The sequence below is a fragment of the Paenibacillus sp. SN-8-1 genome, from assembly GCF_050995535.1.
Classification (GTDB): domain Bacteria; phylum Bacillota; class Bacilli; order Paenibacillales; family Paenibacillaceae; genus Fontibacillus.
In genome coordinates this window covers 1,971,773-1,984,135 of sequence record NZ_CP194782.1, presented here as the reverse complement: position 1 = coordinate 1,984,135, position 12,363 = coordinate 1,971,773, and the positions used below count along the sequence as shown (strand labels likewise).

The window sequence follows — 12,363 nt, the reverse complement described above, 5'->3', positions numbered from 1 at the left end:
CCCCTACTAGTCTATAAAATGTTCAAAACCATAGATCATACCTTGATAGCCCACAACCTTCTTCACAGCCAGGTTAACACCAGGCATGTAACCCGCACGTTCATAGGAATCGTGCCGAATCTTCAAGGTCTGACCAAAGCCGCCAAAGATAACCTCCTGCTGGGCAAAAACACCTGGAAGCCGCACACTGTGAATGCGGAACCCGTTATAGTACCCTCCCCGGGATCCTTCAATGGTCTCTTCTTCGTTCGGATTGCCTTGGCGAATCTCTTCCCGATTCTGAGCAATTAACTCCGCTGTCTTCACCGCTGTCCCTGATGGCGCATCAAGCTTCTGATCCCCATGATACTCGATAATCTCAAGATTCGGAAAGTGCTTGGCAGCCTGTGCGGCAAATTTCATCATAAGGATCGCGCCTATGGAGAAATTCGGGGCAATGAGGCCTCCAATTCCTTTGCTCTTGCACTGCTTGTCCAGATCCTCAATCTGTTCTGGAGTGAAGCCTGTGGTTCCAACCACCGGCGACACACCAAGGCGAATCGCAAGCTCTGTATTCTTATAAGCAAATTGGGGAGTAGTGAAATCCACCAGTACCTGGGCCTTACTTTCGATTAAGGCCAATTCCAGATCGGACTGTACCTTGATTCCGCAGGCAGGCAGACCAACCAAAGTCCCCGCATCCGTGCCTTCCCCGGATCGATTGACGGCTGCCGCAAGCTCCAGCTCGGAATCTTCCAGTACCATTTTAACGACTTCTTTCCCCATACGGCCTGCAGCTCCTGCTACCGCAACTCTGATCTTCGTTGTCATATTTATGCTCCTCACTGTCCACTAGAATGATGATTACTCGATATATGTTTCAATTCGTTGTTCCCATAATTTAAGTTCATGAATGGAAGAATCGCCGTCCAGCAATTGTATCGCTTCTCTTATTGCGTACAATGCAAATGTATATTCTCCAAGCTCACTGTAAGCTACTGCAAGTCCAATATAGGCCTTAGATGACAGAGGGTCCATCTTAACAGCCTGTTCCAGGTCGATTACTGCGGCGCGGACTGAATTCTCTGTTCTGCTTCCGTGTTCAAGAGCCTTAAGAGCTTTTCGGGTCAATTCCATGGCTAACAGTCGTTCATAATGAAGTCGATATTCCTCAGTACCCGGCTCCAAATCCAAAGCTGCCCTGGCATGGTGGATTGCCTTCTCCAGTCTGCTGCTTCGGGAACAGGTAACTGAACACCGGTAATGGATATCCGCTTCCTGCGGACTTAATTCGAGTGCTTGATCAAACCAGTGAATCGCCTGCTCGAAATCATTTTCCAGGATGCTGCGATAAGCCTCAGCCACGTAGTCCAGTGTCTTCGTCATAAGGCCTCCCCCTTCTCTTATCAACTGCTGTTCCTACAGCATATGAAGAAAAGGGCTATTCGGTGTCTATCCGGGTCCACCTGTCTGCATCCCTGGTATTGAACTTATGCATAACTTTGTCGTGCGCTTCTGTCAGGTTAATCCCCAGAGAATTCGCAAAACAAATGGTAATGAACAAAATATCGCCAAGCTCCAGCTCTATCGAGTTGTCGGCTTCGGAAGTCTTCTTAGGCTTTTCTCCATAAGTATGGTTCACTTCTCTAGCCAGTTCGCCAACTTCTTCACTCATTCTCGCCAGCATAGCGAGTGGACTGAAGTAACCTTCTTTAAACTGGGATATGTACCGATCAACCTCGCGTTGAATCTCTGCGAGTGATTTTTCCTCCATCCTTATTCCCCCCTAGGGTACCCGAAGGTTTTACCCCTATGTTATCGTAAAGAAGTTTTGAAAACAAATCCTTTTTTAAACGCAGCCTAAAAAGGTATACTATGGGTTGGGGCGCTAAGGCTCCCCAATCTTCCAACAAGCGAGGGATTACATGCTTACTACCCAATTAGCTCGTGTATCAAGAACCATACTGCCGATACTGCTTGGTACAGCCATCTATGCATTTGGTCTGCTATACTTCATTATTCCCAACAAACTTATGGAAGGCGGAGTAACCGGGATCACAATTCTCCTTAAATATGCGTTCTCCATATCCCCTTCACTTTCAACCTTAATTCTGAACATCCCGCTCTTTCTGCTCGGCTGGAAGGTACTGGGGAGCCGGCAAATTGTATTTACCGGGATTGGCATAGGATCCTTGACGTTTTTTCTATGGCTATTCGAGCTTATGATCAGTAAAGGCTGGATCGTCCCATTTGCCACGGAGCATGATTACATACTCGCGTCACTTTATGCAGGGGTGACCCTTGGTGCCGGCCTTGGCCTCGTGTTCCGCTTCGGGGGAACTACGGGAGGATCAGATATCATCGCGCGTATCTGTAACCGGAAATACGGCTGGAGCATGGGACAGGTTATCTTGGCCTTGGACGTAATCATTATTGGTATATCCCTGCTCTATATCAAAAAAGAACAGATTCTGTACACATTAGTTGCCGTCTTCATAGCTTCCAAGGTAATTGACTTTATTCAAGAAGGTGCTTACTCAGCTAAGGCGTTCACCATTATCAGCGATCACGCACCGGAAATTGCCGATTTGATCACGAGGGACATGGATCGGGGAGTCACACTGATTCCCGCAATTGGAGCCTACTCCAAGCAGGCGAAGCACATGGCCTATTGTGTGGTTGCAAGGCAGGAAATTCGCAGACTAACCTTGATTGCCAAATCGGTAGACCCGAGAGCATTCATCATTATTAATGATGTTCATGATGTTCATGGCGAAGGTTTCAGAGAAGATTAACCTAATAAGAAAAGGGTAAGGTCACAGTGGTATACTGCGGACTTTACCCTTTTACTTATTGCGTCTAGAATCGCCAGGTGGATCTTCCCTTGCTTCCAGTCACAGGTCTGACTTCCTGATAAGCATTATAATTACGAATTCCCGTATAGGTTAAGGCTACGATAATCCAGCCGCCAATGAGCAGACTCCATTTCCAAGGATTCGAAGTCCCTGTGATTGGAAGCAGTGTTGGCTCAGTTCGTTTCTTGCCGAACAAATCATGAATCAAGTCAGTCCCGCTGCCGAGTGCCCCTTTGAGCGCGTCCGGATCACTCGTCTTCTGCGCACACAGATTCTCCATGTAGGACATCCAGGAGTCCGTCCGGGATATCAATGAGGGATCCAGCTGTATGACCGCTGCAGGGCGGATGGTCTCATAATGCTCTTTGAGCTGATTAAAAGCTTGCTTGACCCCGGTTACATCCTCTTCTGTCCTTGCCTTAGACAGCTGGCTAAGGTCATCTGTGAACAGCTTATAATATTGAGTCCACAGCGGCTGTTCATTGTGCAGAAGGCTGTCAATAGCCAGACGAAGCCGGGATGAAGTTATTCTCCATTCCTCCGGCTGAGATTGGCTTCTTGCAAGCGCCTCACGCGTGTCCATAATGGTCTCTGAAAGTGCATGAATCCCCTCGACGGAGGTAAGACCTTGGAATGAAAGCGTCTGTACGATCTTGACGACTCTATCCATTTCAAGCTGTGCCTTCGCTCCGTCACCATCCTGCATATATCGGTATAGAGCCTCAGATGCACTATCTAGCTCCTTCATCTTCGCGGTATGCGCGGCATCGTGATGAGCCGCAGCCTTGCCAACAGGTAGCATAACAAGGACAGCAACAATAATTAGGCCGAGCCATAGAGATAGACAGCCCCGCCACCGATTTGTCTCCACGGACATCCCCTCCTATACCCCATATCTATGAGAGTCTGTCCCTGGCTAGAACCTGGGTCTTAAGCGCGATTGGAGCGGTCTCTATGGCGAAGGGCTAGCCAACCGGCCAACACACTGAGTACCGTTAAGGTCACAGTAAAGTTACGCACACTGATTAAATCATCCATCAGCTGAACGGGCAGCCATGGGAATACACCGTATGTATAATCAACCATATCGTTCAGCAGTGTCCACAGACCCGCACCAAGAAGGATTCCTGCTCCAAATTTATAGAATCGAACATAGAGCAGCGCTTCAACGGCCATGGCGGTATGCGACGCCACCAGCATCCAATCCTGCCATCCAATCATATTCCCCTGATAAGCACCTGCGAAAATGATACTCACAGCCCACACACCATACTTAACGCTAGTAACTACCGCGAGGGACTCTATAAGGACCCGAATCGCTTTAAATCTCTTAAGCGGTTCATACCATATTAAGAAGCAAAGAGATAAGGTGAAGAACAGACTTGCCGTCGGGCTGTCTGGTACGAAGATCACCTGCCAAAGCGGGTTATGGGCTACGGTATATCCGATTTGATGGCCGTACCAGTAATAGCCATAGATCGTACCAAGCAGATTGAAAATAAACAGCAGCCAAAGAAACCCACGACTGGTCAGGAATTCCCGGCTCCACCAATAAGATATATTCACTTACAATCCTCCTTTAACTAATCTGAGAATAACGGATGTGCCGGATAGAATACAAGACTCAAAAAAACCTGACCGCTTTCACGATCAGGTTCCCTGCAATTCGTATCTTATTTAGCTTCGGCTTTCTGTTTCGAGAGCCATTCGGCCAGATGATCAATATCCTGGTCGCTTAGTCCAGCACCCTTGGCTGTATCGTACATTGGAGGCATGTTACCATCAGGACCTTTTTTACCCTCTTTGATGATGGTTAAAATGGCTGCTTTGTCATGTTTATCCCCAACGCCTCGAAGCGAAGGACCGCTAGCTCCTTTCAGATCGGCGGCGTGACATGAGATACAGGTTGCTTTCTTGAATGATTCCATTGCAGGATCATCCTTATCCACAATCGCGACCTCTTTGGTCTGAACCGCGTTGGAAGGTGCTGGGAGCCCCTTCTCTCTTGCTTCCCGGGCTTTCTCAATCCGGCGTTCTTCCTCCGGTTTGATTCCCGTCTTGGCAAGTTCATGCTTATAGTGCGTCCAAGCAAAGTTCGTCAGATATACGACAGATGCCAAGGATAGCAGCATGATTGCGGAAGCGATAGGTCTGCGGTAGAAGCGGCGCTCTTTCCCGCGATCCAGGAAAGGAGCCAGCAGTAATCCACCAAAGGCAACACCTGGTACACCGAGCGTACCTAGGACAATAAAATCTCCTGATGCATAAGGATATTTCAAATATTGGTATAGGAATAAGAAATACCAGTCCGGCATTGGGATTACAGATGCAGTTGGATTAGCCGGGAAACCAAGTGGCGCAGGCTCTGAAATGGTAAGTACCAGGAAGCCTACAAGGACCACTACGCCGACCATCCACTCTTTTAATAGGAAGTTAGGTATAAATGCTTCGGACTTCCCCGGGTAAGACGTGTAGTCGGGAGGAGTTATAAATCCATTCCCTTTACGCACCCTTGAATCGCCGACAAATACGACTTTTTCGTTCGTTTTGCCACCGTGACCCATATAATTGCCTCCCTTCTCTTAAGAATATCTTATAGCGGTCCGGAAATTCCCTGTCTGCGGATCATAATGAAATGTCCTACCAGAAGGATAAGCAACACGGCCGGAAGGAAGAACACATGAATAGCGAAGAATCGCGTCAGCGTCTGCGCACCTACGATCGTACCGCCTTGCAGCAGTTCTTTGATAATCGGTCCTAGAACAGGAACCGAGTTCGCAATTTCCAGTGTAACTTTGGTTGCAAAGTAAGATTTGTTATCCCATGGAAGCAGGTAACCTGTAAGGCCAAGACCGATCATAACGAAGAAGATCAGCATTCCCACAACCCAGTTCATCTCACGAGGCGCCTTGTAGGAGCCTGTAAAGAAGACCCGCAAGGTATGTAAGAACATCATTACAATAACCAGACTTGCTCCCCAGTGGTGCATCCCGCGGACAATCTGTCCAAATGCCACCTTGGTCTGAAGAAATTCAACACTGGCGTATGCGTTAATAATATCGGGTACATAATACATAGTCAGGAACATCCCAGACAGAATCTGGATGACCGTGATAAAGAACGTCAAGCCGCCGAAACAGTATACAAAAGCGGAAAAATGATGAGCCGGGTTCACGTGTTCAGGTACTTCGTGGTCAGCCACATCTCTCCAAATCGGCGTAATATCAAGACGTTCGTCAACCCAGTTGTAGATACTCTTCAACATTTGACTTTACGCCTCCTTATTTAGCTCGAGTATTAGGAACGATATCGCCTAAGTAAACCCAATCTTTATCAATCTTAACTTTGTACTCATCAAGCGGTTTCGGTGCAACGGCAAGGTTCTTGCCTTCTTTCGTATACTGTGCGCCGTGACAAGGACAATGGTATTCATTAGGGAAGCCTTTGTCGTTATTCCATCCAACCGTACAACCCAGATGCTTACAGATCGGTGAAAGCGCATAAATTTTTCCGCTTTCATCTTTGCGGATCCAAGCGGTCAATGATGCCGTGCTTGCATACCATCCATCCTGCTGATGCAGTTCGAACGAGAACTCCTGCGGTTCGTCTGTGATCTTGCTTACTTCTACAACCTTAACATAGTTACCTTCCGTCTTCTTGTGCAGAACAGGATCCACAGCGAAGCGAAGCATCGGCAGTACTACTCCACCTGCCATATAGGCAGTAGCTCCTCCCAGCGTATAAGTTAGAAATTGTCTACGAGACATTTCTTTTCTCCGATTGGGTGGTCTGTGCGATGATTCATGCTGGTCGTGCTGATTGCTCATACTGTCTTCAACCCCCTTTTCCGAACCAAATCTCTCCATTTCAATGATAAAAATCACACGTATTACTAGGACATTATTATAATATATTAGGCTTTCTGGAGCGTCAAGAATTTACAGTGCATGTTCGTTAACACTATGGTCACAATTTCGAGAAAATGTCGATTTTTCGTCACAATTAGGTGTCTTGACCGCTAAACCACATATGTTGAATTTCCTGCATAACGGCCACAGAGAGAGCCTGTTCTTCCGAGCTCTCAAATCGGCCTCTAGTAAAGACTAAATCGCTTTCATAAATCTTCTCGGAATCAAGCTCCACATCAGCAGAGATCACAATGACGTACTTGAAGCCCGCAGACTTGACATTCGCGCAAACGGTATTTATTTGCCTCAAGATGTCATCTCTTCCATATTGGAAGGCAGGATAAGTTACTACTCTCCCTTTAAAGGGAATTTCCACCCAATCCATTACATCTCTAAGCCGTTCCAGCGCATACACGACTTCATGAGGCTGTTCGTCACCTCTCAGTCCGGTAACCGGTATGAGGCAGGTATCCAGATAGGGCTTCAGTTCTTCCCACTCCGCGGGATTAATCTCACTAAATTTCATTATGACTCTCCTCTCTATATTCCTATTATACATGGAAAGAGCCATCTGAGAACGAATGCGCAGCATGAAAAAATAGAAGAAATGCACAAGGCATTTCTTCTATTTTTCCAAGGTTCTTAGTTCTTCGGTAAGGAGGCGAAATGCCTCCTCATCGCCTTTTGCCAAAGCAGAATCAATCTCATAGTGAAGTTTCTCTGCCCGATATTTCTTTAACGCTTCGTCCCACACCATTTCAGCTGCCAGACCCAGCATGACTTCATAAGTAACTTTCATTTGATCCATAGGATGCACCTCCAGCCAATGTTAAGAGCTCCTATATTCTCTTCCTTTCACCACATAGCTGTCTGTAGTTAGCGCCATTCGGCGTAAATCCTCTTCCGTCAGTTCGCGGACTACTTTAGCGGGTGAACCTACAGAAAGAGTATAGGGTGGAATCTTACGGTTCTCCGTGATTAGCGAGCCGGCTCCTATTAAAGCATATTCGCCGATCTCGGCTCCGTTTAAACAAATAGCCCCCATCCCAATTAAAGTGCCTTTGCCTATCGTACAGCCATGAATAATTGCAGCATGTCCGACGGATACGTCATCGGCAACTATAAGGGGCTGCCCCGTGTTCACGTGGGCGATGACACCATCCTGCAAATTACTGCGCTCTCCAATAATAATTGGAGCGAGGTCCCCTCTAAGGACAGCGTTGAACCATATACTAGAATCCCTGCCAATCCGGACATCTCCGGCCAGTCTTGCACCCTCAGCTACATATACAGAAGGATCCACAAAAGGGGTCTTCCCCATATAAGAAATATACATCGATACACTCACACCCATCTGATAAATTCTGGAATTGGAGTGATCTTAGCAAGCCTATACTATCTTGTCAACATGGTCCTTCAAAGCCTCTTTGAAGCATAGGGACTGCTGTCTTGCCATAAGAAGTAATCTGCACATATCGTTCTCTCTCCCCATCCTCTCCTATCCTGATTAAGCCGAGGTGCAGCATCATTTTCAAGATACGCTCCTCAAAGATCGATGCCGAAGTATCGTAATAGTAAGGCTTAATCAACCTGTCCATACTTTGGCCAAGCGAGGTTACAGTTACCCATTCCTGTGTACAACGATAAATCCAGTACATCAGGGATAGTAGATTTGGAATTGCTGCTTTGTAAGTCTTTAACCAAAAGCGGATCAGTTGCATCAGAGATTCACGTTTTTCTTCCGAAACAAATAGCTCGCCGAGAGAAGTAAGCTTTAGCTTATAATCTCTTTCCTCGATAAGTCTCTGTGAATAAGCGAAATCATACAGAAGAGAAAGGCGATCCGGGTAGAATTTAAATGTTCGTCCATAGCCAAATCTCCAGCCACCTTTACCAACGAGCGGCTCATTCACATGCAGGGTGTCCATCAGCTGCATTTGATTTCGTCGATACATGATTCCCTCTTGGTTCAAGGGGATTTCATTCTTAGAGATATAGAACAAGATGAGATACAAGTCTTCTGAAGCCAGTGTGTGCTCCTCGCGAATGGCATTAGGCTCATCGCCAATCCTGACTTCAGCCTTTAGATGCTGTCCAAGCACCTCCCGGAACCTTAACTTGAGATCCTCCGGAACCTCGAACAAGAATTTCGTATTCTGGGAAGAACCGTTAAAGAGCCAGCCTCTCTGTCTGAACCTGTGTATGATATCCCTAGGATTCTCCTTCTCCTTGGCATCCTCCGTGAACCGGGTGTGCTGAGCTGCAGCCATCAACTCTTCTAAGCTGTAGTGCTGACGATGATCGAAGAGCAGCGTATTCAGGAAACGGAAATCCTCATCACTAAGCTTGCTCACATGTTCTTCTATAAACTCCTTCCTACCTACTTGATGGAGAATGGACTGAATCAGCTCATTTTTGGAATTTTCATTACAGCTGCATTGATAGTGATTCGCTATTTTGCTAAGCTGTCCAATATCTGCATAAGTAAGCATTTCCGCCAGATTCATAGTTTCATCGCCTCACCGTTTTACTACCATTATGGGAAGGTTTCGGACTTTTATTCGGTCTATAATAAAAAAATAACCCGCTGCCGCGGATTATTGGTCGGTCTCCTGAAGATGCTTCAGGCAGTTATACAGCCTGGGCTCCCAGAAATGTTCATTTTTCTCCAGTATCGTTAATGAGAGATTCCCGATTCTCTCCGTAAATTTGTCTTGATATAGCGCTGTAAAAAGCTGGGCTAACAGGCCGCCATGGGAGATTACCAGCACATTCTTGTCTGCATACTGCTCTCCAAGCTCCTTCAGAAAGGCGAGCGCTCTTGCCTGAACCTCATGATCCTTCTCCTGGCCAAGATCCTGAAGCCTCCAATCCATCCCCCATAAGGTCTCTCTCTCTTCCGAGGTCATTCCTTCCACTTGTCCAAATGCCCGTTCCATCAGTCGCGAATCCGGGTCAAATACAGGAATACCAAGCTCTTTAGCAATGATCTCTCCGCTCTCCTGCGCCCTGGAAAGTCCACTCGTGATTACAAAATCCCATTTGTAGGGCTCATGTATAAGTCTCTTGGCAAGCAGGTGCGCCTGTCTTCTTCCTTCCTCATTCAGCGGAATGTCACTCTGACCCTGAATCTTCCCCAGAGCATTCCAATCTGTAAGGCCGTGACGAATTAAGCCAACTAGCATGAAATAAAAGCCTCCTTATGCCTTCGTATTATGTAAGAATTGCTTAATAAAAGTGGCAAACGCCACCTCTGTCTCCATTACGGACAGAAGCGGCATTTGCCGCGGGTATTACTATCTTCGTAAATGTCTAAGTCCTCTCCATGAGAAGAGGGCAAGTCCTAGAGCCAACGTGGACAGCAGCATCCAGTACTCCGGATAAGCCGGGTTCATATTAACTATTAAGGGATCTATAATTCCCCGGGATACATCCGGCATGTCGTGGACATAATCCGCGTTAATTACCGTATCAGAGCCGGCTATGGCAATTGGGAGCAGGCCAGAACTTTTCGCGGAGGGCGGGTTCACATCGGTGGAAGAAGGCAGCACGAAGTAAAGCAGACTGCATATAAAAATTGCAAGAAAACCGGCTATCCATAAGGCCATACGCCGTCTCAATATATACGATGTCTTTCTTGCTTCAGGCTCGGTAGGTGCAAGCCATGGGGATTCCGCATAAATGCGGTCCATCACGGCACGGTTCATTCTTTCCGCTTGCTCGGGCTGTATATCAATTTGCAAGGTATGTATGATGCCCTGAGTCTCTTTCCATATATCATATTCTGCCGCACAGTTCTCACAGCCTAGCACATGCCACTCCAGACTTTTGCGCCGAGGGTCGTCCTCTTCAACGTCCCATATTAAGCCAAAACATTCTTGGGCTTCACGACAATTCATCTGCTTTTCATCCCTTCAAATTGCTCATAGATCGGTTCATAGAAGTAGGGCTCAAGCTGGTTCTTAACACTGCTTCGGGCACGAAATAAGAGTGACTTAATTGCACTGACACTTTGACCAAGTATCGTCGAAATCTCCTGATATTCAAGCTGATCGTATTCTCTAAGTATAAGTGCGGAACGCTGCTTCTCCGGAAGATTATTAATCGCTTCTCTAACCATCCCGACCCGTTCATTTCGTAATATTGCCTGCTCAGGGACAATATCCGGAGGCGCTGCAGGTGTGTAGCCGCCCTCATCTAGAGATACATGCCCAGTCTTCTGCTTGCGTAATTCACTTAGTACCGTATTTCGGGCAATCGTATATAACCATGTAGAGAAGGAAGCGTCTACTTCCCTGAAAGAGTGCAAACTCCGAAATGCTTTATAAAAGGTCTCCGAGCATAAGTCTTCAGCAAGCAGCTCCAATTGAGCGCTCTTAAGCATATGATAAATAAAAACGAGAATCTTACGCTGATACCTTCGCATTAATTCTGAATAAAGTTCTGTATTGCCTTCTTTGATATCTCGAATCATTTGGGAATCCGTCATTAGAATGCGATCCTCCTCGCCTATCCATGTGCATCTTCCCCGTTCGATTCTGTTTATTATTACCGAACAGGACATAAAAAGTTGCGGTCATTCCGAAAAAAGCATCATATTCAATGTGACTTAATTTGGTTCTTAGCCCAATACTGCAATATTATACCATACAAGTAGGAATTAAAAAAATTTCTCTGCCCCACTTAGACTTTACCCATAAAAAATGAAGAAAAGACCATTTTCACATAAAAATGGCCTTTTCTTAAATTCAAATGCATGAAGAGTAATTTAAAATTGACCTCTCAATCGCTCACTTGTATCCGTCTCAAGTCCATTTAATCGCTTTTCAAAAGTTGCACGCCAGCTGGACGACAACGCATCCACTTCTAGAATCCGCTTAATGCCTTCGCTATTCTCCTTGTCAAGATGCATGATCTGATTAGCAAAGGCTAATGTAATTCCTTTGGGATGTGGAGTAAGCAGGGTCAATCCATCTTGACGCTTAACATAGCCCTCCTGAAGTACCCGTAAATAGAATCCGGTATTTCCGGATTCCTGCATTTTTACTGGAATATCCGGTGCATTATATCTGGCGGACAATTTATAGCAGGGCTGACGGGGTTGGCTAATTTGAACCGTCGCTTCGCCAAACTTAAATACATCACCGATACAAAGATCCTTCTCGATCCATCCTTGGATTGTTAGATTCTCACCAAATGCCCCAAGACCAAGTGTTCGCCCGAGCAGGTTCTCCCAGTATGGATAATGCTCATGAGCATATACACAGATTGCCTTATCTTTTCCACCATGATGCTTGAGATCGGCTTGCTCGTCCCCCTCCAAATTTAGAAATGACAAGAACAGCGGCTCATCCACCTGCATTTTGTATATCCCGCTCATGACTTGTTTGTTGTTGTATTGCAATTGCTGAGGGGTTCCTACGTTGATCGAGAGAATATTCGAATTGTTCACTAGCTTCACCTCATTTAAAATTATTTAACTATATAAGCCGCAGTTAAAATGTTCACATTTGTGGGTACAGTCGTAACTACGGGGAATGCTTGGACTTTCGGCCGCTGCCCGCCTCCAGATTTCTTGATTTATACCGCAGGGCGGATGAACTCCGGAGACAAAGCATATG

17 protein-coding genes are annotated in these 12,363 nt (G+C 46.3%); 1 reads left to right on the top strand and 16 read right to left on the bottom strand.

The features are described from left to right. Positions 1–6 precede the first annotated feature (6 nt). From dapB to ACRRNK_RS09365, 3 genes are read right to left on the bottom strand one after another with little or no spacing between them, the layout of a single operon-like run. A complete protein-coding gene (gene dapB, locus ACRRNK_RS09375) occupies positions 7–810 on the bottom strand; it encodes a 4-hydroxy-tetrahydrodipicolinate reductase (RefSeq protein ID WP_433946464.1) in 804 nt (267 codons plus the stop codon). Positions 811–843: 33 nt separating this feature from the next. Then, on the bottom strand, positions 844–1,365 hold the full coding sequence (locus ACRRNK_RS09370; protein WP_433946463.1) for a tetratricopeptide repeat protein: 522 nt from the start codon (positions 1,363–1,365) through the stop codon (positions 844–846). Between the two features lie 55 nt (positions 1,366–1,420). Next, a complete protein-coding gene (locus ACRRNK_RS09365) occupies positions 1,421–1,753 on the bottom strand; it encodes a nucleotide pyrophosphohydrolase (RefSeq protein WP_433946462.1) in 333 nt (110 codons plus the stop codon). A gap of 151 nt (positions 1,754–1,904) precedes the next feature. Between ACRRNK_RS09365 and ACRRNK_RS09360 the strand changes: the two genes are divergently transcribed. After that, positions 1,905–2,774: a YitT family protein gene (locus tag ACRRNK_RS09360; protein WP_433946461.1), complete on the top strand. Its 870-nt coding sequence runs from the start codon at positions 1,905–1,907 to the stop codon at positions 2,772–2,774. Positions 2,775–2,838: 64 nt separating this feature from the next. Here the strand turns inward: ACRRNK_RS09360 and ACRRNK_RS09355 are convergent, their stop codons facing one another. The 13 genes from ACRRNK_RS09355 to ACRRNK_RS09295 all read right to left on the bottom strand — a co-directional run bounded on the left by ACRRNK_RS09355 (position 2,839) and on the right by ACRRNK_RS09295 (position 12,194). Then, on the bottom strand, positions 2,839–3,705 hold the full coding sequence (locus tag ACRRNK_RS09355; RefSeq protein WP_433946460.1) for a sporulation protein YpjB: 867 nt from the start codon (positions 3,703–3,705) through the stop codon (positions 2,839–2,841). A 59-nt stretch (positions 3,706–3,764) separates the two neighbouring features. Next, entirely contained in the window at positions 3,765–4,400 is a 636-nt protein-coding gene (locus tag ACRRNK_RS09350; protein ID WP_433946459.1) for a DUF1405 domain-containing protein, read from the bottom strand. 107 nt (positions 4,401–4,507) lie between these two features. Then, positions 4,508–5,398, bottom strand: coding sequence for a c-type cytochrome (locus ACRRNK_RS09345; RefSeq protein ID WP_433946458.1), 891 nt, complete (start codon positions 5,396–5,398; stop codon positions 4,508–4,510). A 29-nt stretch (positions 5,399–5,427) separates the two neighbouring features. Continuing rightward, on the bottom strand, positions 5,428–6,099 hold the full coding sequence (qcrB, locus tag ACRRNK_RS09340; protein WP_433946457.1) for a menaquinol-cytochrome c reductase cytochrome b subunit: 672 nt from the start codon (positions 6,097–6,099) through the stop codon (positions 5,428–5,430). Positions 6,100–6,115: 16 nt separating this feature from the next. Beyond that, positions 6,116–6,661, bottom strand: a complete 546-nt coding sequence (locus tag ACRRNK_RS09335) for a ubiquinol-cytochrome c reductase iron-sulfur subunit (RefSeq protein WP_433946456.1) — start codon at positions 6,659–6,661, stop codon at positions 6,116–6,118. A 175-nt stretch (positions 6,662–6,836) separates the two neighbouring features. Beyond that, a complete protein-coding gene (locus tag ACRRNK_RS09330) occupies positions 6,837–7,268 on the bottom strand; it encodes a DUF2487 family protein (protein WP_433946455.1) in 432 nt (143 codons plus the stop codon). A 99-nt stretch (positions 7,269–7,367) separates the two neighbouring features. Next, positions 7,368–7,550, bottom strand: coding sequence for an IDEAL domain-containing protein (locus ACRRNK_RS09325; protein WP_433946454.1), 183 nt, complete (start codon positions 7,548–7,550; stop codon positions 7,368–7,370). Positions 7,551–7,571: 21 nt separating this feature from the next. Further along, complete coding sequence (locus ACRRNK_RS09320; protein ID WP_433946453.1) at positions 7,572–8,078, bottom strand: gamma carbonic anhydrase family protein; 507 nt, start codon at positions 8,076–8,078, stop codon at positions 7,572–7,574. A 67-nt stretch (positions 8,079–8,145) separates the two neighbouring features. Further along, positions 8,146–9,249, bottom strand: a complete 1,104-nt coding sequence (locus ACRRNK_RS09315; RefSeq protein ID WP_433946452.1) for a hypothetical protein — start codon at positions 9,247–9,249, stop codon at positions 8,146–8,148. Between the two features lie 90 nt (positions 9,250–9,339). Beyond that, on the bottom strand, positions 9,340–9,927 hold the full coding sequence (locus tag ACRRNK_RS09310) for a histidine phosphatase family protein (RefSeq protein ID WP_433946451.1): 588 nt from the start codon (positions 9,925–9,927) through the stop codon (positions 9,340–9,342). A gap of 111 nt (positions 9,928–10,038) precedes the next feature. Continuing rightward, positions 10,039–10,641 carry a zf-HC2 domain-containing protein gene (locus tag ACRRNK_RS09305; RefSeq protein WP_433946450.1) on the bottom strand — a complete coding sequence of 201 codons (603 nt, stop codon included), beginning with the start codon at positions 10,639–10,641 and terminating at the stop codon, positions 10,039–10,041. Then, positions 10,638–11,231 (bottom strand): RNA polymerase sigma factor, encoded by a 594-nt coding sequence (locus ACRRNK_RS09300; RefSeq protein WP_433946449.1) that lies wholly within the window; start codon positions 11,229–11,231, stop codon positions 10,638–10,640. Before ACRRNK_RS09300 ends, ACRRNK_RS09305 begins: the two co-directional genes overlap by 4 nt. A 279-nt stretch (positions 11,232–11,510) precedes the next feature. Continuing rightward, positions 11,511–12,194: an MOSC domain-containing protein gene (locus ACRRNK_RS09295; RefSeq protein WP_433946448.1), complete on the bottom strand. Its 684-nt coding sequence runs from the start codon at positions 12,192–12,194 to the stop codon at positions 11,511–11,513. Positions 12,195–12,363 lie beyond the last annotated feature (169 nt).

Coding starts and splice junctions, on each gene's coding strand:
- dapB (WP_433946464.1), bottom strand. CDS start 810: ATGACAACGAAGATCAGAGTTGCGGTAGCAGGAGCTGCAGGCCGTATG.
- ACRRNK_RS09370 (WP_433946463.1), bottom strand. CDS start 1,365: ATGACGAAGACACTGGACTACGTGGCTGAGGCTTATCGCAGCATCCTG.
- ACRRNK_RS09365 (WP_433946462.1), bottom strand. CDS start 1,753: ATGGAGGAAAAATCACTCGCAGAGATTCAACGCGAGGTTGATCGGTAC.
- ACRRNK_RS09360 (WP_433946461.1), top strand. CDS start 1,905: ATGCTTACTACCCAATTAGCTCGTGTATCAAGAACCATACTGCCGATA.
- ACRRNK_RS09345 (WP_433946458.1), bottom strand. CDS start 5,398: ATGGGTCACGGTGGCAAAACGAACGAAAAAGTCGTATTTGTCGGCGAT.
- qcrB (WP_433946457.1), bottom strand. CDS start 6,099: ATGTTGAAGAGTATCTACAACTGGGTTGACGAACGTCTTGATATTACG.
- ACRRNK_RS09335 (WP_433946456.1), bottom strand. CDS start 6,661: ATGAGCAATCAGCACGACCAGCATGAATCATCGCACAGACCACCCAAT.
- ACRRNK_RS09330 (WP_433946455.1), bottom strand. CDS start 7,268: ATGAAATTTAGTGAGATTAATCCCGCGGAGTGGGAAGAACTGAAGCCC.
- ACRRNK_RS09325 (WP_433946454.1), bottom strand. CDS start 7,550: ATGGATCAAATGAAAGTTACTTATGAAGTCATGCTGGGTCTGGCAGCT.
- ACRRNK_RS09320 (WP_433946453.1), bottom strand. CDS start 8,078: ATGTATATTTCTTATATGGGGAAGACCCCTTTTGTGGATCCTTCTGTA.
- ACRRNK_RS09315 (WP_433946452.1), bottom strand. CDS start 9,249: ATGAATCTGGCGGAAATGCTTACTTATGCAGATATTGGACAGCTTAGC.
- ACRRNK_RS09310 (WP_433946451.1), bottom strand. CDS start 9,927: ATGCTAGTTGGCTTAATTCGTCACGGCCTTACAGATTGGAATGCTCTG.
- ACRRNK_RS09305 (WP_433946450.1), bottom strand. CDS start 10,641: ATGAATTGTCGTGAAGCCCAAGAATGTTTTGGCTTAATATGGGACGTT.
- ACRRNK_RS09300 (WP_433946449.1), bottom strand. CDS start 11,231: ATGACGGATTCCCAAATGATTCGAGATATCAAAGAAGGCAATACAGAA.